The organism is Mucilaginibacter sp. CAU 1740 (genome assembly GCF_039839285.1).
Lineage (GTDB): Bacteria > Bacteroidota > Bacteroidia > Sphingobacteriales > Sphingobacteriaceae > Mucilaginibacter.
In genome coordinates this window covers 212,882-235,708 of sequence record NZ_JBDOQS010000008.1, presented here as the reverse complement: position 1 = coordinate 235,708, position 22,827 = coordinate 212,882, and the positions used below count along the sequence as shown (strand labels likewise).

At 42.5% G+C, this 22,827-nt stretch carries 16 protein-coding genes; 7 read left to right on the top strand and 9 right to left on the bottom strand.

The window, feature by feature from the left end:
- Positions 1-209 precede the first annotated feature (209 nt).
- The 4 genes from AAFN85_RS18480 to AAFN85_RS18465 form a co-directional block, all read right to left on the bottom strand.
- Entirely contained in the window at positions 210-2,933 is a 2,724-nt protein-coding gene (locus tag AAFN85_RS18480; protein ID WP_347529088.1) for a DEAD/DEAH box helicase family protein, read from the bottom strand.
- A 94-nt stretch (positions 2,934-3,027) separates the two neighbouring features.
- Entirely contained in the window at positions 3,028-4,299 is a 1,272-nt protein-coding gene (locus AAFN85_RS18475) for a hypothetical protein (RefSeq protein WP_347529087.1), read from the bottom strand.
- Positions 4,300-4,314: 15 nt separating this feature from the next.
- Entirely contained in the window at positions 4,315-6,027 is a 1,713-nt protein-coding gene (locus AAFN85_RS18470; RefSeq protein ID WP_347529086.1) for an amidohydrolase family protein, read from the bottom strand.
- Between the two features lie 99 nt (positions 6,028-6,126).
- Entirely contained in the window at positions 6,127-7,218 is a 1,092-nt protein-coding gene (locus AAFN85_RS18465; RefSeq protein WP_347529085.1) for a cell division protein ZipA C-terminal FtsZ-binding domain-containing protein, read from the bottom strand.
- Positions 7,219-7,351: 133 nt separating this feature from the next.
- Between AAFN85_RS18465 and AAFN85_RS18460 the strand changes: the two genes are divergently transcribed.
- The 4 genes from AAFN85_RS18460 (at position 7,352) to AAFN85_RS18445 (ending at position 11,814) form a co-directional block, all read left to right on the top strand.
- Positions 7,352-7,513, top strand: a complete 162-nt coding sequence (locus tag AAFN85_RS18460) for a hypothetical protein (protein WP_347529084.1) — start codon at positions 7,352-7,354, stop codon at positions 7,511-7,513.
- A gap of 165 nt (positions 7,514-7,678) precedes the next feature.
- Positions 7,679-8,761, top strand: a complete 1,083-nt coding sequence (locus AAFN85_RS18455; RefSeq protein WP_347529083.1) for an acyltransferase — start codon at positions 7,679-7,681, stop codon at positions 8,759-8,761.
- Between the two features lie 182 nt (positions 8,762-8,943).
- Complete coding sequence (locus AAFN85_RS18450) at positions 8,944-9,540, top strand: AhpC/TSA family protein (protein WP_347529082.1); 597 nt, start codon at positions 8,944-8,946, stop codon at positions 9,538-9,540.
- A 45-nt stretch (positions 9,541-9,585) separates the two neighbouring features.
- Complete coding sequence (locus tag AAFN85_RS18445) at positions 9,586-11,814, top strand: response regulator (protein WP_347529081.1); 2,229 nt, start codon at positions 9,586-9,588, stop codon at positions 11,812-11,814.
- Positions 11,815-11,855: 41 nt separating this feature from the next.
- Here AAFN85_RS18445 and AAFN85_RS18440 read toward each other — a convergent pair whose 3' ends face one another.
- Positions 11,856-12,134 carry a hypothetical protein gene (locus tag AAFN85_RS18440; RefSeq protein ID WP_347529080.1) on the bottom strand — a complete coding sequence of 93 codons (279 nt, stop codon included), beginning with the start codon at positions 12,132-12,134 and terminating at the stop codon, positions 11,856-11,858.
- A gap of 173 nt (positions 12,135-12,307) precedes the next feature.
- Here AAFN85_RS18440 and AAFN85_RS18435 point away from each other — a divergent pair, with 173 nt between their 5' ends.
- On the top strand, positions 12,308-13,069 hold the full coding sequence (locus AAFN85_RS18435) for a hypothetical protein (RefSeq protein ID WP_347529079.1): 762 nt from the start codon (positions 12,308-12,310) through the stop codon (positions 13,067-13,069).
- Positions 13,070-13,118: 49 nt separating this feature from the next.
- On the opposite strand, the gene AAFN85_RS18430 is transcribed toward AAFN85_RS18435, so the two are convergent.
- Entirely contained in the window at positions 13,119-13,532 is a 414-nt protein-coding gene (locus AAFN85_RS18430) for a BLUF domain-containing protein (protein ID WP_347529078.1), read from the bottom strand.
- A 247-nt stretch (positions 13,533-13,779) separates the two neighbouring features.
- On the opposite strand from AAFN85_RS18430, the gene AAFN85_RS18425 reads away from it, so the two are divergent.
- Together AAFN85_RS18425 and AAFN85_RS18420 are read left to right on the top strand one after the other, a co-directional pair.
- Positions 13,780-17,142, top strand: coding sequence for a response regulator (locus tag AAFN85_RS18425; protein WP_347529077.1), 3,363 nt, complete (start codon positions 13,780-13,782; stop codon positions 17,140-17,142).
- 42 nt (positions 17,143-17,184) lie between these two features.
- Positions 17,185-18,294 (top strand): hybrid sensor histidine kinase/response regulator, encoded by a 1,110-nt coding sequence (locus AAFN85_RS18420; protein WP_347529076.1) that lies wholly within the window; start codon positions 17,185-17,187, stop codon positions 18,292-18,294.
- A 423-nt stretch (positions 18,295-18,717) separates the two neighbouring features.
- On the opposite strand, the gene AAFN85_RS18415 is transcribed toward AAFN85_RS18420, so the two are convergent.
- The 3 genes from AAFN85_RS18415 to AAFN85_RS18405 form a co-directional block, all read right to left on the bottom strand.
- On the bottom strand, positions 18,718-19,269 hold the full coding sequence (locus AAFN85_RS18415; RefSeq protein ID WP_347529075.1) for a hypothetical protein: 552 nt from the start codon (positions 19,267-19,269) through the stop codon (positions 18,718-18,720).
- Positions 19,270-19,406: 137 nt separating this feature from the next.
- A complete protein-coding gene (locus tag AAFN85_RS18410) occupies positions 19,407-20,945 on the bottom strand; it encodes a VCBS repeat-containing protein (RefSeq protein ID WP_347529074.1) in 1,539 nt (512 codons plus the stop codon).
- Positions 20,946-21,034: 89 nt separating this feature from the next.
- Complete coding sequence (locus AAFN85_RS18405) at positions 21,035-22,816, bottom strand: RagB/SusD family nutrient uptake outer membrane protein (RefSeq protein ID WP_347529073.1); 1,782 nt, start codon at positions 22,814-22,816, stop codon at positions 21,035-21,037.
- Between the last annotated feature and the right edge of the window lie 11 nt (positions 22,817-22,827).

The window sequence follows — 22,827 nt, the reverse complement described above, 5'->3', positions numbered from 1 at the left end:
CCGCCCTTCCCTATTTCAAGAAAGGACGCGACGCTTATAAAAGCAAACAAGACTATGTAAGCCACTTGCCTGCATAGTCTTGCCTTTTGGTAATTAACGAAGATAAGTGATTTAAGTTTTAATATCCAAATTTTTAACCACCGTTTTTTTGGCCGGCCATCGATATAAAGTTCCTATTTATCGATACAGTGCATCGCGACAGCCTGTTGTTACTGCCATTTATTTATACGCTCGGCACGTTTTTGAAACTGCGCCGCCAACGATTTTACGCGGGCCTTCAGCAACAGCCTCCTGCCTTCGGCACTGCGGGTAAAAATGAGTTCGCAGTTACCAACAAGGCGCTGCCATTCTTTACTGAAATAAACCGCCGTACTTTTATTACGGCCAATAAGTTCGGGCACTGCATGAAAATCCTCCTGCTTAATATAACGCATAAACATGGCCCGGCGGGTTATCACATAACGAGGATTATCGATAGGCGCGGTTATTTCATGCAGCATGTTTATAAAAGTGAATTTTTCGAAGGTGGTTCCGCCATCTATGTAACAGTAAACCGCTCCAAATTTATCTACAGTTGCTTCCACCTCAAGCTTTGTCCTTTCTGTTTTCACAATGCCTATACTTACCAGGGTATTCAGCAAAGTATCGCCAATGGTTTGTATATCCTTGGCTATGTCACGATACTTAACATATAGCCTAAAAGCTTTAAATGCTTTACGGGCAAATACAAACACTGCAATTATTAAAGCGAAAGAAAAGTAAGTGTTCAGATCCTGCCGTGTGGAAATACTTTTGCCACTCCGGCCAATCCCCTCCAACATCCCAATAAAATAATCAACCATACCAATCAGCAGCGAAACAATTAGGTTTTTGATAGTACGATCAAAATACATGCTTTTAATGGCCTGATATTCCTGATCTTCGGGGAACGGAATCTTGATCTCCTCAATTAACGATACGCCTTTTTCAAGCGCGGCATCCCAGTTTTGTTTAAGCCCGGCACGGTCAGATGCATGTTTAAGCGTTTTTTGGTTTAGCTCTTCAATGTCTGTTCTGCCATAAAAATTTTCAGAAATATTTAACCGGGCCATTCCATTTTCAATACCCCTATCGCCCTTAAAGGAAATACCTACAAAACTTTTAAACCTCCGCGTAAGCATTTCAAAATCATCGCCTCCATTTGCCAATGTAGTATCGATACAGGCCAAGTGCCAGATATTGCCTGTTTTATCATTGTTCCCCTTTTGGGTACGAATAGCCCGCCCACGCATTTGGTTTGAGAGTACAAACGAGCCTACAAAGCTGGCCAATATCAGTGCATTAATGGCGGGAGCGTCCCAACCTTCGCCCAATAATGATTTTGTGCCGATAAGCAATTCTATTTCTCCCTGCTGAAAAATGGTGGTGATGATATGAACGATATCGTTTTTTAGTGCGGCACATTCTTCAATCAACACGTAATCGCCATCAAAAGGCACCTTAGTGCATACCAGCTTAGTTAAACCCTTTGCCTGGGCTGCCAGCTCGAAGGCGGTGTATGCTTTATGCGGGATGATCACTACCGAACCAGTTAAAACCCCTATCCGGATACCGGTAGCATTTTCACGGCGCAATTTTTCAAAAATGGTTATCACACCAATTTTGTTTAGTTCGATGTTATTGACAACATTGTTGACATAAAACTCGCTGCGGATATAATCTGTAAGCACTACCATCCGCATATTATGTCCCAGCTGCCCGTATTCAAACTCGACTATCTGTTTAATACTTTGCAGTTTGCTAATGCTTGAGGCGAGCGAACCCGTAACCTGCCTGTTTTGCGAAAAGTTGATCTGCTTTTTTTCGATGGCACCATTGCGCCTTAGCTTATTCTCAAGGTTTTTGTTGTGCTCCTGAAAATCCTTAAACTGTAGCTTTTCCTTATACAGATAAAAATCAAGCAATATTGCCGCCCAGTAATAATCAAACACCGGGATCTTTACATCCTTATCATCAATGATATCGAGATGGGCCTTTGAAATTTCACGACCGCAGGCGTTCAAAAATATCAGGCTGGCCGAATAGCATGATAAATTACTGTAGATCCAATCAAGATGCTGTTCGGGATCAATCCAGGCAGGATGGCTTTCTATGGCCACGATCAGTATCTCATCCTGCGTTATTTCATCGAAAACGAATTGCATCCGCTCCCTGAAACTGCTGATATTTTCCTTTTCGGTTTGGGTAGGCAGGCTCAGGTAAACATAATCCTGGTGAGGGCAAAGGTCGGCTTCAATAACCAGTTCCGGCACCGAGATCTCAACGCTTACCGGGCCATTAAGTTCAATATATCGCTGCCATTCATTCGGCGATACATCGTATGGCGGTGTTGCGGTAAGGCCGATAGTAATTGGATCAATAGCCTCTTTAACTTTGGTTAATGTGTAGTTCCATTCATTTTTAAGGTGATGCGCTTCGTCAATAACTATGGTTTTTATATTTTGCTGCTTTAAACCCGCAATAATATTTTCAAGATTTTGGTTATGCGAGGCTTGAGCAGGTTCATCATCAAACTCTTCTTCTTCGGCATTATCATCATCCGCCACACGCAAATTATTACATGCCGCATGGAGTCCCTGATAAGTTACTACCGTAAGGAAAGCAGGCTTGCGGATATCTTTCGAGATCCAGCCGGGTACCTCCGCGGTTTGTAAAAACATATCGCAAAACCGTTGCACCCATTGGTTACGGATGGCGATAGAAGGTGTAAGAATAAGCGTAGCATTGTTTATCTGCCGGGCAACCTCCAGGCCTAAAACAGTTTTGCCAGATCCGGGTGGAGCTATTACATGTAAATGCCCATCAATCAGATAATCATCAAGTCCGTCCAGTACACGTTGTTGATATTTGCGCCAACTGTACTGGAATTTTATATTGTCAGGAAACCCAGTCAATTTATGTAGATATTATATATTTTAAGATGATGCGCAGCTGGTTTTGTTACCAAACAAAGCCGCACTTATTACTCACAGCACCCTTTGCTATGGTTTAATCTTCATATAACTGCCTTATGCCCTCATTACAATCAAACCGGATCTCGCTTTTTATCTTATCGCTCAAAACACCATTATCAATCAATATCTCTACAGTATGTTCCCGGCAAAGTGCGCAAGTGTGTTTGTTATAAAGGGCTTCAAGCGGCCCGCGGCATTCGGGGGTTGGGTTATTACGATAAATATCCTGGTAATGGATAACCAGCGATTCTAAAGCACTTGCATTGTTACATTTTTCAACCAGTTGAGTTAACAATTCGTGATCGCCCGGCTGGTAGTTTGAGCGAAGCCCTTTCACATAATCTTGCGGATTTTTAACTGTAGTGATATGATCAATAACAAACTGCCTTATCTCTTCTCCCTGTAAAAACTGCAGCGCGTTAATAGCGCGCTGCCTGATCTTTTTATTAGCGCCATGCCGGGCAAGGTTAAGAATTATGTTGCTATCAAGCGGATATTCGTTCTGTGTAAATACTAATAAAAGCTTCTCGATATTATTCCTGTTTTTTTCGGTTGCTAAACGTTCTGCTATTAAATTCAGCCCGGCCCCATCGTCCTTAAAATTCCAAATTTTAAACCTGCTTTTGGTTAACAGAACCTCTTCCACAATATCTTTATAAACCGGGCGCAGCCTGGTTGAATGTGCCGCCTGCCGGGCCGTTATCTCCCTTACATTATCAACATGAAATTTAACAAAACAGTTCTGTTCCGCCTGTTTATCAAGCGTTGCCCATACATCTATGTCGGGGTTCTTGCCTTGAAAATACTTGATCAGGTCATCGTCGTGCCAATCTTCGGGGTTATTGCTCAGTCTTTTTCCAAATTCTTCGGCAATAAACTCAAGCCCCTTCATACCATCAAGTTCAACAATTTGATAGGTACCGGCCCAATCCGATCCCCACATCGGGTTTGACACAAAGGCATCATAAATAACCTGCCGTGCGCGGATATCACCTTGCTTGGCAAACAACAAAGCCAGTTCAAAAAGCTGCGTTAGCGTCCAGGTATCTTTTTGCGGGGTTAACAGGGCTTTAAGTATCGCCTCTTTAATTTTGTACTCCTGGTTGGATAGTTTGATCAGTTCGAAAAGATATCCAATCCGGCTGCTTTCGCATTGACCATCGTAAGCGAAATTTTTAATGCAGGCTTTTATAATTAAGGCTGAAAAATCAAGATCAGGATGGCCCTGCATTAATAAATGAGCCTCGCCGGTCCCGCGTTGTACGGCGCTTTTAAATTTTTGTTTGATAAGGTTGGTTTCGGTCATTAATATGTTTTACGATCATTTTTTAAATATCAACTGCCCTTTTATAACGGTATCAATATCATTAAGCGCTGTAATATCTTCAAGCGGGTTCTTGTTCAACAGTAAAATATCGGCTTTTTTTCCCTGCTCAATGCTACCGCTTTCATTATTCATCTTCATCATGGTTGCCGGTACTATGGTAGCCGCACGGATGGCATCCAGCAGACTTAAGCCTGCCTTTACATAGTTCTGAACCTCTTGGGCTACGGTGCCTTCATTATCGGTACCGGCAACTATCGGTACACCACTATCAAAAAACAGTTTAACAAAGCGCCTGTAGTAATCAACTTTTTTATCGCCTGTTAAGGCATATACGTTAAGGGTAGGATCGAGGTAGATCTTCTTTTCAAGCAGCTTATCTATTAAAGGTTTATTGGCCGATGTCAGGTCGCCGCCAGTAAACTTCATGTTGTTCATAAAATAGTGGATATGGCTGATACTGTTCATGCCATTATCAATAAAATAGCCAATAGTATAACCATTGGGCAGGTGGCCAACCACATCCATGTTATATGATCTTGCCTCTTTAACTATCGTATTGAAATCACCTTTCTTAATGTAGCTGTAGATCTTGATCTGGTTAAAACCGGCGTCGTGGTATTTCTTTATGTTGGCTTTGATCCCGGCTTCATTGCTCCCCCTCGTAGCCCCTAAGGCATTCGGCGAATCACCATCAAGCAGGCCTGCCGCTAAAATATGTGGGGCGGGAACGCCTGTACTATCAGCTATCGATTTTAATTTAGTGATCAGATCAAACTCGTTACCCATATCACGCACCGTGGTAACGCCCGAAAGTAGTTCGCGTTTCAAATATTCGGGGTGGAAAAGGTGCGCATGCATATTCCATAAGCCCGGCAGCAGGAATTTGCCCGCCGCGTCAATAATATGCGCCCGGGTGGGGATCATTTCTTTATTTAACGCACCAACATAGGCTATCTTTCCATCTTTTAACAGCAACATGCTGTTAGGCTTTATTTTACCGGCATCATCCAGATCGATAATATTGGCCCCCGTAATAGCAATAATATCAAAATGTTGCCCTAAACCTTTGTTCTCCTCAAGATACCGTTGTATGAGGTAATCGTCGGACTTTTGACTAAGCAGTTTAAACCGGGCCGCATATCTATCGTCAATCACCTCCCGTTTATCACTTTCGGCATCACAGCCGGAAAGGAATACAGCCTCGTTTTTTTCATTTATCCACAGGATCTCATCCAGACCGTTATTGATAGCCAGAGCCGTGAGCGAGCCGCCGTTAACCGCATCGGGCATTTTACCCAAAACGCCGACGGTGACTTTATTTTTTGTTAGGGCAGATGTTATAAAAGCTGGCATTCCGGCAGTTACCCACTCCCCAATAAATAGCTCATGCATTTTTATTGAGCCATTAATACCAAGCGGGAAACTGCCATCGGCTACAAAAGCGGTATCGATATGTTCGGTGGTAAAGCGTGATGTATTACCGGTTGATGTATATTTTATTTGCTTGCCTACATGTAAAAAGGATGCAGCAAGGCTCGTGGCAGCACCACGATCGTTTGCCATTATATTAATTAACTGGTTGCCGTTATTGCCAATCAGCGCACGCTCAATGCCTATTTTATTTTCAAGCTTGTATATGGTGTACTGGGCCAAACAGGCAAACGGCGATAGTAATACCACGATGAAAGTTAGGTATACTTTTTTCATATCAAACTGTCGGTATTATGATCCATCCCCATTTTGCCGCACATATATCCTGTTGTTTTAAACACATCATTTTCTGTATCCAATCCTATCTTTTTAAGCTCAAAAAATTGTTAACACTTTTTCCGATCCCGGAACCAGCCCCTTAGCTTTCATGGCACCCACCACTGCTGTTATAGTTGCCTTTTCATTAGTTTCATTAAGTGGTTGCCCTTGTTGGTTCAACATTTTGCCGCCTAAACGTTTTTGGCAATATTTTGCGGCATTAAGCATCGCATCAAAAACATGTTCAGGGTCGGCGCTTCGGGGTATGGAATAGCCGAAAACCAGGTCGGTTGGGTTCATCCTGCCTTCTTTTATCGCTTCGGGTAAAAAATATCCGGGGTCGGTGTCGGTAGCTACGGAAAATAGCGCTTCATCACCATAGCCAGATTTATAATTATTCCAATGAAACAAGTCGCCATCGCCCCACCGCAAGCCGGTACATTGCAGGGCATCCCATACATCCATTCCTTTATAAGGTTTATCAGTTTTTAAAATCACCAACTCATCGACATTAAAACGACGTTTAATAGCAACCAATTGACGCGCTTTTATAACAGCCCTGGCACTGGGTTCGGTAGGTTTAACAGTTGCCGGGTAGCTGCTTAGTTTCAGACGCAGGCTACCCACGTAGGCATCAAGTTTAAGAGGTACATAATCGGCCGGTTCGGTATCATATACCTGTAGTAAATTAACCGACAATTGTAATTTACTGTACTTTTTTGGCTCCTTACCTCCTGCTACAAATGCCCATCGGTTTTTATCTGCCTCATAACCATATAATGTTGCAGCGCCGTAGGTCTTGCTCCACCCGGCATCAAATATTTTGTTAAGATCTTCTTTTTCAAAAGGAGGGGCTGAGGCTGGTAAACCGATATTGATCACCCATTCCTGCGTGGTATCAGGTTTATACTCATCGCCATCTTTAGGCTGATCGGCCGGAGGGATCAATAATTTGCGTTTATCCAATATATAGGTAGCATTCTCCGATGGCTTATCCATACCAAGATCTTTAACACGCTGATCGGTTTCGCTCTGTGTCGATATAAAATAACCATCACCGGTACTCACACCCTTCGGTTTGGGCTTCTGTTTACAGGCCGAAGAAATTAAAGCTATACCTATTACTGTTACCAGGAAAAGTTTATTCATGATTTGACGATGCGGTTTAAGGATATTAACACTCGCGCAATTTACAAATTGAGGTGTTAAATTGTGAGTGAGGCTTAATTATTTATCAAACAGAAAGTAGCTGCTTTGGCACACCTTTAGCTATTTAACAAGTATGAAAGTATTAAATCTCCACATCAATTTCCAGGTATTACAGGCGCCGCATCTGATCAAAGCTAAATTGAAAAAAGATATTGATGCCTTTAAAGCTACTAAACTGCAGTTTTTGCGTAATAATGAAGTTTTTAACCCAGCAACTCCGGGCATGATTGCCTGATCTACATATATTTTCATCTACCTATGTAAGCAGCTTCCCCACGGAGGCTGTTTTTGTTTGTACACTTTTACGCTTGGGTGTATTCTTTTTTATCCGGTACTGATGTACTTTTTTACAGCCATGATTTTTATATCTTGCAGCACCTGCAAAAAATAAACGCCAGCTATGGAAAAACTATCTCCCGGTATCCTTAAAACAAAACAGCATTTTGAAATTCTTGATGGGTTACGCGGTATAGCAGCGCTATCTGTTGTCACCTTTCATTTTATGGAGATGGCCATTAGCGATTACAGCAAAAACTTTATAGCGCATGGCTTTTTAGCTGTCGATTTCTTTTTTTGTCTTTCGGGATTTGTGATCGCCTATGCTTACGATGATAGGTTGGAGAAGATGGGCATCCGGGAGTTTTTTAAATCGAGACTTATCAGGTTGCACCCATTGGTTATATTGGGTACAGTACTTGGCCTCATCACTTTTCTTTTTGATCCTTTTGGGGGCCATCCCGAATTGTACAATGCCGGTGGCTTAGCCTTATTGTTTTTAACATCGATATTAATGATCCCTTACCCGGTAGTGCAGGAGCGGGCGTTTAACCTGTTTAACTTAAATGCCCCGGCATGGTCATTATTCTGGGAGTATATAGCCAACATCATTTACGCGTTGGTACTGGTCCGCTTAAATAAGCGCTACCTGATCATGCTATTTGCGGTATCGGTGGTTGTTATTTGCATCTCTGATCACCATGCAGGCAACCTCATGGGCGGCTGGAGCGGTGGTACATTTTGGGAAGGCGGCGCACGTGTTTTCTATTCTTTTTTGGCCGGGCTTATTATTTATCGTTTCAACCTCATCATTAAAAACAAACTGGGTTTTATAGGCATTTCGGCATTGCTTTTCCTGAGCTTTGTATTGCCGTTTAACAAATGGAACTGGCTTAGCGAACCGCTGGTTGTAATACTTTATTTTCCTTTAATAGTTTCGCTTGGCGCAGGTGCATATCTTTCTGAAACCTTCAAAAAGATATGCGTATTTTTTGGCAATATCTCCTACCCGCTGTACATGACCCATTACGCCGTGATCTGGATGTTTGGCAACTACTACGCATCGCACAAGCCAGATTCCCTGCACCTGGCTTTGATCATCATTGCCGCGTTGGTTGTACTGCCAGCTTTTGCCTACCTGGTAATGGTTATTTATGATATTCCGCTCAGAAAATACCTCAATAATAAAAGACAAGTAAAGCAATAACGCTTGCTTAAAAATTAAAAAGTAGCGTTAAAGTGTAAAAGATACAATAAAAAACAACTTCCTTAAAACCTATGTGTTTAAACGACACTTAAACAGTAGCCTATTGCTATCTTTATTGGTGTTTTTGCGCAATTTGATGCTGGTTTTTCAGGCATCCAGCTATGTTCAAAAGCCATATCACAATGAAGAAAACGTTTGTTATTGTTTGGCTGGTTTTGCTATCCACGGCGGTGGGTGCATTGTTCTGGTACAATGACCTTCAATACCGTTTACCAACCCCTATCCCCGAAAGCTATAAGGCTGTTAAACCGGGAGAGCACATCTCACTAAATAAAAATTTATACACCAACCGCAGCCGCCCGCTGTTCCTGCATTTCTTCAATCCGGATTGCCCTTGTTCGCGCTTTAACATTAAGCAATTTAAAGCCATTGTTGAACAATACGGTCAGCAGGTTAATTTCGCCATAGTTATCATGAGCAGCAAGCACTTTACCGAAAGCGAAATACAGGACAAATTTGGCATGAACCTGCCGGTAATATTCGATCCATCAGTTGCTACGGCCTGCGGCGTTTACTCAACCCCGCAAATTGCCCTGCTTGATACTGATAGTAAGTTATACTACCGCGGCAACTATAACGTAAGCCGCTACTGTACCGACGAGAAAACAAGCTTCGCCAAAATAGCCATTAACGGCTTGCTTACCCAGCATACGCGTTTAACTTTCAATAAGCTGGCCCTGGTATCATACGGTTGCCGCCTGCCCGATTGTCATAATTAACATACCCTAAAAAATACGCTATTGACAGCCTCCATCGAACATAACATGCTTTTCCAAACCGAGATCAAAGACCGGTCGGATAAGCTCATGAATTACTTTTTGCCGGCCCACTTTATATTGGGCATTGGGCTTGCTTCCTTTTACGATACCTGGCTTATTGCCTTTGGTGTTGGCGGCATTTGCATGGTAGCCTACTATACTGCCAAATTATTACTGCCCGATTCAAACCTATATCAATACGTACTTGGGGCTGTGTTTGGAATCTTTATGGCTCAGTTCATTTACCAGATGCATGGCTTGTTCGAGATGCACTTTTTCGCCTTTACCTCAAGTGCTATACTTATCACCTACCAAAACTGGAAACTACAGTTGCCACTGGTTATTGTGGTAATTATACATCATGCCACCTTCAGCTATCTGCAGAATATTGGATACAGTGACATATACTTCACACAGCTTAATTATTTCGATTTTCAAACCTTTGTTATCCACGCTACGCTAACCGGCGTTATCATGTTTATATGTGGCTTATGGGGATATCAGCTTAAAAAATATAACGAGCTGAGGATATTCCAAACCCTGCAAATGACCGAGCTGCAAAAAGAAGCCATGCTATCGTTAGAGCGTAAACAGAACGAAGAAGTACTGGCCCGCGCCAATGCCGAGCTGAACCAATCGAACAAGGAATTACAGAAAGCACGTTTAGCTGCCGATCAGGCCAACCAGGAAAAGAGCATTTTCCTGGCTACCATGAGCCACGAGATCCGCACGCCAATGAACGGGGTTATCGGCATGTCGGCATTATTGAGCGAAACCCCGCTTAATGACGAGCAGCGCATGTTTACCGAAACCATTATCAATTGCGGTGAAACGCTGATCCACGTGATCAACAATATCCTCGATTTTTCGAAGATCGAATCGGGCAATGTTGATCTGGAACAGGAAGATTTTAACCTGCGCCAGTCGGTTGAAGATGTGATGGATATGTTTGCCGTTAAAGGCGGGCAAATAGGGCTGGACCTGGTTTACGAAATAACTGAAGATATCCCGCAAAACGTAATAGGCGACCCGCTACGCCTTAAACAGGTGCTTATTAACCTGATAAGCAACGCTATTAAATTTACCGAAAAAGGTGAAGTTGGCATTAAAATAAGCTGCGATAACAAGGATGCCGATGGCCTGCTTAAACTTCGCTTTGATGTTTGGGATACCGGCATAGGCATCCCACAAGATAAACTCCACCGCTTATTTAAAGCGTTTTCGCAGGTTGATTCATCAACTACCCGCAAATACGGCGGCACTGGTTTAGGTTTGGCCATTTGCGAAAAACTGGTAAAACTGATGGGCGGTAACATAGCGGTTGAAAGCACGCCGGGTGAGGGTACCAGGTTTTACTTTACTATCAACGCCTACCCAGGTGTAGCTACATCGGCGCCAACCATCAACTTTGATATAGCCGATATTAAGGGTAAAAAAATATTGGTGGTTGATGATAACCACACTAACCTGGCCATTTTAAGTCGCCAGTTTGAAAGCTGGCACCTGCAGCCCATCCTTGCCGAATCTGCAGCTGAAGCCTTGGTTATCTTGCAAAAAAACAAGGATATTGATTTGGTTATTACCGACATGCATATGCCTGTAATGGACGGCGCTATGCTGGCCAAACTAATTAAAGATGAGTACAGCCAGATCCCAATTATTTTATTGAGCTCGGTAGGCGAGGAACTCATTAAACCGCAACGCAGCCTGTTCACATCTGTTATGAACAAACCGATAAAACAACAGGTATTGGGGAAACAGGTATTGATGGCCCTCCGCGATAAATCGGCAGTAGTAGATGAGAAACAGGTTAAGAGCAAACTCTCTGTTGATTTTTGCGATAAATACCCATTCAATATCCTCATAGCCGAAGATAACGAGGTAAATCAGCACGTAATAAAACATATCCTGGGCAAAATGGGCTATAAACCTGGCCTGGTTAAAAATGGATTAGAGGCCGTAGAAGCCGCCGAGCAACAAACCTACGAGTTGATATTAATGGATATGCAAATGCCTGTTATGGATGGATTGGAAGCCACAAGGGTTATCCGAAAATCTGACGTAAAGCAGCCCGTTATCATTGCCCTTACCGCCAACGCTATGCCAGGTGATGAGCAGGAATGTTTACAGGCCGGTATGGACGATTATCTGAGCAAACCCGTTAAACTGGATGAGCTGATGAATAAGCTATCAAAATGGCATACAGCTGCTAATAATAAAAACGCGGTGGCGTGATTTAAAGCAAACAGGTTTTTATTATCTTGCCATACCTAATCTTATTGTATGGCCTTGAGTGGTACCGCTGTTTCAAAAATAATTATAGGCACAAGCATTACCATATACATGCTTGCTGTTACACAACCATGCTTTGATACCAGCCTTAGCACCGGAGAAAGCGGAGAAGGAATAGCCATCCTGATAACCGGACTTTTAGGGTTCTTCACTTCATTAAGCACTTTAACATGGTTCGCAAATCCTGCTTTGTGGTTATCATGGGCATATTGTATAAAAAAGCCAAAATCATCTTTACGAACAAGCGCCGCGGCTGTTTTCATAGCGTTACTTTTTTTGGCCTGCGAGAAGATTGCCGTTAACGAGGCCGGTAATACCGCCACAATTATTGATTACAGAATAGGCTATTGGCTGTGGCTTTTAAGTATGCTTGTTATGTTGGCCGGGAACCTATATCTTAAAATAAAAGCAAATCGTGATGCAAGCATCAATTAAAATGAAATCAATTATCGCCCTATCACTTATCGCATTATGTTGCATTGGTTGCAAACATCAAAAGGGCGACATTTTATTACGATTAAAATACTATCCGAGCGAAAAGATAGATGTAAGGTACCGTACTTATACCCTTACAGGCAACGAAAACGACGAGCCAATGATCAATGAAATGGTACGGTTTGGCCTTAAGGTTGATTCTGTTACTCATGATTCACTGTTCCACCTATCGGCTAAAATAGATTACATTAGGGCTAAAAACGGCGGCCTGTTAGGTAGTGAATATTCATCTGATAAAGACGAAGAAATGATGAGCCCCCAGGAAAAAGCGATGCATACTATATTTAAGCCGATGATTGATTCGAGTTATAAATTAACCATCAATAACCGGGGCGAAGTACGCGAACCGCTTACTTATACCAGTGGAGCCACAGTGTCTCGCCCTCCTATAAACTATACCAATTATCAACCCATTTTTCCGAAAGATAAGGTGGCCATAGGCGAAGAATGGACAGAAACAACCGGGCTAAGTAAAACAAAGAATAGACGCGAGTGCGCCTATCATATCGAAAGCATTTATCAATCCATTATCCAGATAAAAGTAACCGGAAAAATGGAAATGATTACCGGGGGGATGAAAGAATTTTCGGGCCGGTATATGATTGATCAAAAAACCAGCGAACTTGTGTCGGCCAAAATTGAGATTCCTTTAAGCAAGTGTCCCCGTAAATTAACTGCGGTGATTGATATCGAATCGCATTGAGGTTAGATAATTGATCAAAGCTGTTTTATACCGCCAAGCCCGATAATTACTATTGCAAATTGGTACGCACAAAAGTTTTTAGCATAATAAATGCCGGATGATCCGAATTTGTAGCAAGCTCATTTATTTTACGGGGATCGGTGAAAGCTTCAAACTCTGCAAACTCTGTTGCTGTGCCTCTTCTAAAACCCATCGACCAGGCAGCAAATGCCCGCTCGTCATGCTCACCTTCGGCAATTTTAATCAGATTTTTGTGTCGCTTATCAGCTTTGATCACATCGTACACGCTGTCAACATCAGCGGCATTACCTTCCAATACCTGTATAAAGCTTCCATCGTAATAAAGCAACATTCCACTAACAGACTTTTCGGCGTTGTTGGCCCGACTTTTTTTTAACAATTCTTCCAGTTGGTCCTGGTTAAATAAATTAACGGCTGTACTTAGATAAATGAGGTATTTCATACGGGCTAATATACAACCCGAAACCACCTAAAAACTAAGGGTAGACCCATAATTATTTCTCACTCCTTTTTGCTATAAAACTAATCTCAACAAGCTAAATCTCCGTATATAGGTGTTGCAAATTGCGGCATTGCTCCAGAGTTGCATCTTCAGTCTGCCGTAAAAAACACTGTGACTATTTTGATATCATTTGTCGGAATACCGTGTATTTATTTGCAAGTTTTAATTTGTTCAAATAGGCCCCTAAATGATAAACAGACGTTTTCTGCTATGGTTTACACTGGCAGTTCTATTGGTTATCGCGGTTGGAATTGCCGCTTACACTTCATTAAAAAAACAAATAGTTGATGAGGTTGACGTTACCCAAACCCACAAGGTAATTGATCAAACCAGCAAAATAAGTAACTTGCTTATGAATATGCAGGCCATAAGGCAAGCATACCAAAGCAGCAACGATCACAGCTATCTCGATAAATATGCTGGCTTCTTTAACGATGCTATTGTAACTACTGATAGTATTGCTGTTGCCAACAGCGCCTACCCCCAGGCCGCAAACCTTTTAAAAGCCGATATTCAAAAACTAAACCTGTTTTGGGAAACCCAGGCATCGCAAAACATAAAGTTTGATCAGGACAATTTCCGTCGCGAAAAAGAATTGGTAAATGTTATTCAAAACCGGCTTCGTAATATCAGTTTATCTGCCAGTCAGTTGCTTGAAGAGCGACAACTTGTAAAAAATAATGGCATTCAACAAGCTGTGGTCATTATTGTAATTGGCATCATATTGATACTTATAGTGATTTTAGGGCTGATACGACTGGTAATATCAGAACATACCAATCGCACCAAGGCAGAACTGCTGCTTAACGAAAAATACGATGAGCTAAACCGGGTTAATGATGTTACCAATACAGCCAACCTGTTGCTTGATGGCTTACGCCAGGTAAACGATAGCCTTATGGGCAACAATAGCGTAAACGAACTGGTAACCAACTGTCTTGAAACGCTTAGCAATTACCTTAAAATACCTTGTGCAGTTTGCTACTTATTTGATAGCAAACTGCAAGAACTGGTACGTGCAGGCGCGGTAGCTTTAGCCCCGGGAATGACTGAAAAGATAAAACCCGGTGAGGGTATTACCGGCGCGGCCATTAAAAGAAAAACACTAACCGTAATTAACAACGTTCCACAGGATTACTGGCAAATTGGTTCGGCCAGCGGTGGTGCCCGCCCGGATACACTTATTATATTGCCTTTGTGGAAGGGCAACGAACTGATAGGCGCTATTGAAATGGGTTGCTTTGGCGATGATGTGGCCGCGGCTATAGACTTATTGAATGGCATGTCGGCCAATATTGCGTTAGGCCTATCGGCTGCGCAATTACTGGCGCTCACCCAACAACAACGCGACGCTTTGGAAGCTCAACAGGAAGAACTTCGCCAAAGCAATGATGAACTTTCGGTACAAGCTGAAGAGCTTCGCGCATCTGAAGAAGGCCTTAAAGAGCAGGAAGCCGAGTTAATGCAGATGAATATTGAGCTAGAGGAAAAAACCGAAGGACTTGAACTTGCCCGCATGGAGGCACAGAAAAAAGCAGAAGATCTGGAACTGGCAGGCAAATACAAATCGGAGTTTTTGGCTAATATGTCGCACGAGTTGCGTACGCCTTTAAACAGCATCCTGATCCTTACGGCATTGATGCAGGAAAATAAAGACAAAAGCCTGAGCGCAAAACAACAGGAAAACCTGGGTATCGTATATAAATCGGGTACGGATCTGCTTAACCTGATCAATGACATTCTTGACCTATCGAAAATTGAGGCTGGCAAAGCCGATTTCCATTTCGAACAGGTACCTATCCGTAGCCTGGCCGAAGATATGCAGCAGGTATTTGCACACGTGGCTGCCAATAAACAGATCCGATTTACTGTCACCAACACGCTGCTCACTGCAGAATATATATTAACAGACCGTCAGCGGTTGGGCCAGGTTGTCAAAAACCTGCTCTCGAACGCGTTTAAGTTTACACCTAATAAAGGCAATGTAGATCTGAGTTTTTCATCATTGGATGAAGGTCTGAGAATCAGTGTTACTGATACAGGCGTTGGCATTCCTAAAGAAAAACGCGAACTTGTTTTTGAAGCCTTCAGGCAGGCCGATGGCGCTACCACCAGGCGTTACGGTGGCACCGGCCTGGGTTTATCCATCAGCCGTGAACTGGTGAGCAAGTTGGGCGGGCGCATTACCCTGCAAAGTACCGAAGGAAAGGGAAGCACATTTGTTATCCAATTACCTTTACAACAAGCACCACCATCTGAAAATGAAAACACCGCAACAACAGCTTACCCGGTAGCAGAAAATCCTTTACCCTTAGTCCTGCCAATTCAGGAGCAAACACAAATTAATGATAACCGTGCCGGGATAATCCGTAATGAGCGGGCTATATTGATTATTGAAGATGATGTAAATTTTGCGCGGGCAGTAAATGACTATGCTATGCAGCGAGGTTTTAAAACCATTATTGCGCTTAGCGGCGACGAAGGATTGCACTACGCCCGCAAATATAGCCCGGCAGCGATCATTCTTGATCTCGCGTTACCGGTATTGAGCGGGCAACATATCCTTAAAACTTTAAAAGCCGACCCTGAACTACGCCACATCCCCGTTCACGTGATATCAGCCCATGACGGATTTGACCTATCGGCTAATGACGTGGCAAGCTACGTGCAGAAGCCGGTAAAACAGCACGACCTTGAATATACCTTTGGCAGCATCGAAACCTATATTAGCCAACATTATCGCAAAGCCCTTATACTGTGCGATAACTCGGCCGCGCTAAAACAGTTATTTGAAAATGCTACCGCCAAAGGGTTGCCCGGGATAGTTTACGACATTACGGCCAGCCGCGAACAAGCGCTACATAGCATAAAAGCAGGACAGGCCGATTGCCTGATCATTGATTGCAGTGCACCTATTGCGCAGGAAGCAGAAATGATAAAGCTATTTCGTGAGGCAGCTGCCGGTCATTTATATGTGATAGCTTACATTAACCGCGACCTGAACAATGAGGAGATCAAACAACTCAAAGCGGTATCCAATTCTATAATTGGCCCATCAGTCCAGGCCAACAGCCGCCTTTTTGACGAAATAGAGCTTTTTTTGAAAAAAGTGGATGATATAGACGATGTTCAATTAATCTTGAAAAACAACGCTCCGGTTACCGGTGGCTTGCAAGGCAAAACCGTGCTAATAGCTGATGATGATATGCGTAACATTTTTGCCCTCTCCGCCCTGCTGGAAGCACAGGATATGGTGGTGTTCACCGCCGAACACGGCAAGGAAGCAATTGAAATGCTACAGCGACATCCCGAAACAGACATAGTGCTGATGGATGTGATGATGCCAGAAATGGATGGCTATGAAGCTATGCAACTAATAAGGGCTAATGATAAACATGCCCGGTTACCGATAATTGCCCTAACCGCCAAAGCTATGGTTGGCGACCGGGAAAAGTGCCTTGCTGCCGGTGCCTCCGACTATATTACCAAACCGGTCGACAATCAAAAATTGCTGGCCCTGCTACGTGTATGGCTGGCTGCCGATAAATAAAAAATATTTAGCTGATACTATTACTCCTAAAACTGACCCTATATGCAACCCTCCAATCAAATTTTCACTATCCTACTGGTTGACGACCGGGAAGAAAACCTGGTATCGCTCCAGGAAATACTTGAAGCACCCGATCGTAAATTTATAAAAGCTCACTCGGGTAACGAGGCCTTAAAAATGGCTCTTAAAAACGAAGATATCGGCCTGATCATGCTCGACGTGCAAATGCCAGATCTTGATGGTTTTGAAGTGGCATCGATCCTGAAATCAAACCCGCGCACGCGTGATATCTCTATTATTTTTGTAACCGCCATTAGCACCGAATTAAATAACGTACTTAAAGGCTATGCCTATGGCGCAGTAGATTACCTGCAAAAACCATTGCATATTGCCGTAACCCAATCAAAAGTTAAGGTATTTCAAGACCTTTACTTTTACCAACAGCAACTTAAAGAAACAATTGAACTTAAAGATAAGATCAACAAGCAACTGGAGCGCTTTATGTTTATGGTTGCGCATGATCTTAAATCGCCATTGGCGGGGGTTGTTGGTTTGCTGCAATTAATGAAAGATGATGATCGCATCACCTCATCTGAAGAGTTGCTTGATTATATGAAGCTGATGCTTGATGCCTCCAACCACCTAATCAATATGATAGGCTCCATACTCGAATATAGTCGCCAAAATCAAAAAGATCAAAGCATTGAAGAGTTCGATCTGCACGAAATGGTGGCCGAAATGGCAAGGCTCCTTTTCCCTCCAAGTCATATTCAAATTGGCTTTGATAACCATTTGCCAAACATCCGTACCAAAAAACTAAAGCTGCAACAGGTTTTTCAAAACCTGCTCACAAATTCTATCAAATACATTGATAAACCAACTGGTCAAATTAGTGTTGGGCATAAAGATGACGGGGAGTTTTATAACTTTTATGTTAAAGATAACGGAGCAGGCATCCCTAAAGAAGACAGGCAAAAAATATTCAGCCTCTTTGAAACCGCGGGGCATACATCTAACAGAGATACCAGTACCGGCGTTGGACTTAATATTATGAAAATGCACGTAGAGGAACAAGGCGGAAAGATCTCTGTAGAATCAACACCGGGCGAAGGCAGCACCTTCTACTTCCAGTGGCTAAAACGAATGAGCTAAACAACCGTATAAATCGGGCTAAATAAAGCCAACCCATCCCCACGAAAATAAAAAAGCGCTCCGTATCTCACCCCGGAGCGCTATTCAATGTTCCTACAAACACTGATCAACTAAACTCAGATCTCTACAATCTAAGAGTCTTTCTTTTTTAACAAGCGCTGTTAAAGCAGCGAATGTAAAAAATAGTGGCAATAAATAGCCATATATCATTTATAAATTTTCAACAATAAATAAAAGTTGAATTTACTGGCCAAAAATGGCGCTATTAAAATTCCAGAGGCTTTAACTTATTCTTTTTTAATATTAAAAGCTTTATTTTTAAACTAATAAGCAGTTAACATTTTAAAACAAGCTGTATCGTATATATGCCTGTTAAAGCGCATAACAATACATTTTTAGCTCACTAAAATTTTGCGGAGAATATTAACAGATAGCCTTGGGTGGCTGTTTGGGCATTGCAATGTGCCGGTCTTTTTCAAATGCAAAACAACCTGCAACAGGTGATGCGAGTTTTGTTTCACAAGGCTCAAAATTGATAGCGCTGAATGATTGCGTTATTAACACATCAGAAAAGGTTATACCAACATAAGGCACATGTTCCTTTTGAGGTACAGGGGTACCTTTTATAGGTGCAGTATGCAATATATTGCTGGCGTTAAGCCTTGTTTCACTATAGGTAGGGATACATTTTAAGTATAATTTATGGCTTGTAACCCGCATTTGCACATAGTTGTACGCTTGGTTGCCAAAATTTATCCGACCGTGAATATTTTCATAATTTTTCCAATCATGAATACCAGGCATATTTACCGGGATAGCTATCTCTTTCAGATCGTGAACATCATATAACCCCTTTGAAGCCTGTTCGTTGTAAAACTTCTCCATTTGCCATGATAAATATTGATGCAAAATTAAAGATCCACCCAAACCATAAGTATGGACGATCAGCAATAATATGGCAACAATTTTCTTCAAGGGTTTATAATCTTGTTACCGTAAATATAGAAAACGTGTAACATTTATGCAATAATTTACTCAACTATTTACGCATTTATTGCACATATTTTTCTATCAGGAAGCCGCACTTTCAATTTATTATTAAAAACGAGTTGCTATTTCGGTTTAGCAACATTGGTTAACAAAACAAAAGGTTTATTCATATCCCATCCGGGCTTAACCCCTTCCTGGTTAATAAACCCCTGCGAGTAATTTCCTAACAAAATATCCGGCTTTCCGTCAGCATTTACATCGGCAACATCCATACAAATCCATCTTCCTTCATGTTCAATGGGTAAGTTATGAGGCATAAAATGCAACGGCTTGTCTTGTTCAAAGTAAGTAAACCCTTCGGCCGGGTTGTTTTTTAAATCCGAAAAGAAGGCTATCAAAGCAATATCCTGCAGGCCATCGCCATTAAAATCGGCTGAGATAGCTTTGGTTGCACCGTTAACCGGGAAAAACCATGCCTTTTTATATTTGAAATTGCCTTGGTTTATAAAAATGTAAACACCGTGAAAAGGCTTCAGCACGCGGGAGTAATCGCTATTGTCGCCGCTGGTATATAGGATATCTAATTTTCCATCCTCATTAAAATCTACAAACTGAAAACTGCTTGAGCCATAAAATGGCGGAAACCGCAATAAATTACTGGTTTTAAAGCCTCCTTTATGATTGTTTAAAAACAACCAGATCCCCTCATCGGCCTGTGCAAACAAACAGGCTACATCGGGCCATCCGTCATGATCAAAATCGCCAATTATAGCATGTTCGGCCCCGGGAATGGTGCTTAAAACATGTTTTTCAAATTTCTGACCGGGTAATTGTTTGTACAGATACAAACCGCCGGTGTTGTGCCCAAAGCCGCAAACTATATAATCGTTCATTCCGTCCTTATCAAAGTCGGCAGTTAAGGATTGAACAGGGCGCGGTAATGTATTGGCAATTTCGATATCATGCCATGGGCTGTTTTGATCTGTTGTAATATCAGCAACCGATCCGTTAGCAATATCCACAGCATCCATCGACCCGATAAATGTAAATATGCTATGCTTTTTACCTGCCGCATCCTTTGTAAACCGCGCGTCGACAGCAGGCGAACTGTATTTATGTGCAGAAACCTGTGCCAACTTATCCGACCATTGGTAAATGCTGCTGCTTTCGCGATCGCTTGTATAAACCTGCCTGCTGATGGAATCAAACGCGATCATGGTGGTAGTAGCTTCGCCGGGTTTATAGCCCGATGGCTTTTTTAAACTAAAAACACCCCAATCTTTAACAGGTTTAACTGGTTGAACCGCTGCCTTGAGCGCTTTAGGGGCAGCATGGGTGTAGTAATCAACAATCTTTAGCCAATCATCATAAGATACTACTGATTTTGCCGATGGGTTATTTACATACTGATCATCTTCATAAACCTGTATCCCTAAGCGCGGGGCCATAGCCGGCAGCACATGCTTAACCCAACTTTCCTGATCAAGCGATTCGGCACCAGGGTATTGATGGCAGCTTTGGCAGTATTTTAACGAAAGCGATTTACCATCTTGCGCCTGAACCTGCTGAGGTTCCGGCTGGCCGCAGCCCCCCGACAAAACACTTAAAATTACACCAAAACCTAATAAGCACGATAACGCGAGCAGCTTTCTTAATGCCATTTAATTGTTGTAAACAGGCTTTTTATGAACAAATAATGGAAGAGGCCGCAGGGCAGCCTCTTCCATTACAATTATAATCAGTTTTACTATTAATATCCCTGATTTTGTTTCAAAATAGATGCACCGTTGATCTTTTCAAGATCCAACTGTGGTTGAGGGATAGGATAGTATTCGTTTTTGTTAGTTGTAAAGTGAGCACCGGTTACGTCGGTAATAACTTTACCATCAAAACTAAAGTATGTTGCCAACGCTGTTTGGGCTATACCCCAGCGTGAAAGATCGAAGAAACGATGACCTTCCATAGCCAGTTCAAGCTTGCGCTCAAAGTAAATAGCCTTCAAAGCAGCCTCTTTACTTGCAAAATAACTTGCAGGGTATGGGCTAACTACGTAGCTGGCAGCCGGTGTAGTGGTATAACCACCCATTGGGGCCGAGGCGTCTTTGTAAGTATAAACATAACTTGCTGGCTTAGCAGCACGGGCACGTACCTGGTTCACATAGCTTAAACCAAAATCGCCGGTTCCTAACTGTGCTTTTGCTTCGGCAGCCATTAACAGCACATCGGCAAAACGGATAACGTTAACCTGGTTAGCATTACCTGGTGCCCATGAATGTGAATCGGCATAAGTACCTTTTGTTGCCTGGTAGTAAACGTTCTTTTTAGGTGAATACGGACCAGCTGAACTTTGCTCACGGATCCAGTTTTGGCCTGGGTGATTGCCCCAGTCAAGATAAGGAATACCACGACGGCCAACTGTCCAATCCAAACGAGGGTCGATGTTATCAGCATCCAGAGTAAATGGTTTATCTGATGCGATATTCATATCGTTAGCAATTGGGTGGGTATTGTAATCATCAAGATAAGGCAAACCTGCCGCGTTGGTACGGAAAGAGTTGGCCAGATCTAAAGTTGGCTGGAAAAACCCGCAGCAACCAAAAGGGCTGTTGTATGGATAGTTCAACATATCGCCGTTGTTTGCTTCGCCAATGGTGTTGGTACCATCATTAGCTGCTTGTTGAATTGCAAAAACAGTTTCTTTGTTGTTTTTGGTAGCCGCGTTAAAGTTATCAAAGTAATTATCAGTTAAGCCGTAAGCTACACCCTGGGTATTGGTACCGCCTGTTATAACTTCAGTAAATGTTTTATCGGCATTGGCGTAATCTTTTTGATATAAATAAGTTTTAGCCAAATATGCACCGGCAGCCCATTTGTTTACACGCCCTTTTTGAGCTTGTGTACCTGGCAGGTTTGCGTAAGCATACTTAAAATCATCTACAATTTTTGGCCATATATCTGCAGTATTTGGCTGTACATAATTGGTTGTGGTTTCATCAATGTAAGGCACATTATTAAACATCTTTTTCAGATCGAAGTAGTAATGTGCGCGCAAAAACCTGGCCTGGGCAACAATATTGGTTTTATCAGCATCGCTGATACCAGTTGCAATAGCCGCAGCCTTGATCACGTTATTTGAACGGCTGATACCTTCGTAATCAGCTTTCCATTTACTGTTTAAGAAACCGTTACTTGCATCAACTGTAAAAGTTGCTATAGAGTTGATAGCCGGTTGGTCAATACCCGAACTACCTTTGTGTGCATCGCCACCGGCAACACTACCGTAGATCCAGTTATCGGGTGATACCTCCCAGGCGCTACCTCCACCTAAACCGGCGTTATTTCCGTTACCACCTTGTCCATCGAGCGCCGAGTAAGCGCCGATCAGCAAACCGTCGACACCGGTTTTTGTAGAGATTTGAGCGGTACTCAAAGCACCTATAGCCGGCTGATCAAGATACGACTTTTTACATGAGCCCTGTAAAATACCGGTAGCAATTAATGCCAGTACCGATACGCGTTGTATATTTTTCATAATAATTACTT

Excerpts from the sequence above, each read along its gene's own strand:
- AAFN85_RS18475 (WP_347529087.1), bottom strand. The coding sequence starts at position 4,299 with ATGACCGAAACCAACCTTATCAAACAAAAATTTAAAAGCGCCGTACAA.
- AAFN85_RS18470 (WP_347529086.1), bottom strand. The coding sequence starts at position 6,027 with ATGAAAAAAGTATACCTAACTTTCATCGTGGTATTACTATCGCCGTTT.
- AAFN85_RS18465 (WP_347529085.1), bottom strand. The coding sequence starts at position 7,218 with ATGAATAAACTTTTCCTGGTAACAGTAATAGGTATAGCTTTAATTTCT.
- AAFN85_RS18460 (WP_347529084.1), top strand. The coding sequence starts at position 7,352 with ATGAAAGTATTAAATCTCCACATCAATTTCCAGGTATTACAGGCGCCG.
- AAFN85_RS18455 (WP_347529083.1), top strand. The coding sequence starts at position 7,679 with ATGGAAAAACTATCTCCCGGTATCCTTAAAACAAAACAGCATTTTGAA.
- AAFN85_RS18450 (WP_347529082.1), top strand. The coding sequence starts at position 8,944 with ATGAAGAAAACGTTTGTTATTGTTTGGCTGGTTTTGCTATCCACGGCG.
- AAFN85_RS18445 (WP_347529081.1), top strand. The coding sequence starts at position 9,586 with ATGCTTTTCCAAACCGAGATCAAAGACCGGTCGGATAAGCTCATGAAT.
- AAFN85_RS18440 (WP_347529080.1), bottom strand. The coding sequence starts at position 12,134 with ATGAAAACAGCCGCGGCGCTTGTTCGTAAAGATGATTTTGGCTTTTTT.
- AAFN85_RS18435 (WP_347529079.1), top strand. The coding sequence starts at position 12,308 with ATGAAATCAATTATCGCCCTATCACTTATCGCATTATGTTGCATTGGT.
- AAFN85_RS18430 (WP_347529078.1), bottom strand. The coding sequence starts at position 13,532 with ATGAAATACCTCATTTATCTAAGTACAGCCGTTAATTTATTTAACCAG.
- AAFN85_RS18425 (WP_347529077.1), top strand. The coding sequence starts at position 13,780 with ATGATAAACAGACGTTTTCTGCTATGGTTTACACTGGCAGTTCTATTG.
- AAFN85_RS18420 (WP_347529076.1), top strand. The coding sequence starts at position 17,185 with ATGCAACCCTCCAATCAAATTTTCACTATCCTACTGGTTGACGACCGG.
- AAFN85_RS18410 (WP_347529074.1), bottom strand. The coding sequence starts at position 20,945 with ATGGCATTAAGAAAGCTGCTCGCGTTATCGTGCTTATTAGGTTTTGGT.
- AAFN85_RS18405 (WP_347529073.1), bottom strand. The coding sequence starts at position 22,816 with ATGAAAAATATACAACGCGTATCGGTACTGGCATTAATTGCTACCGGT.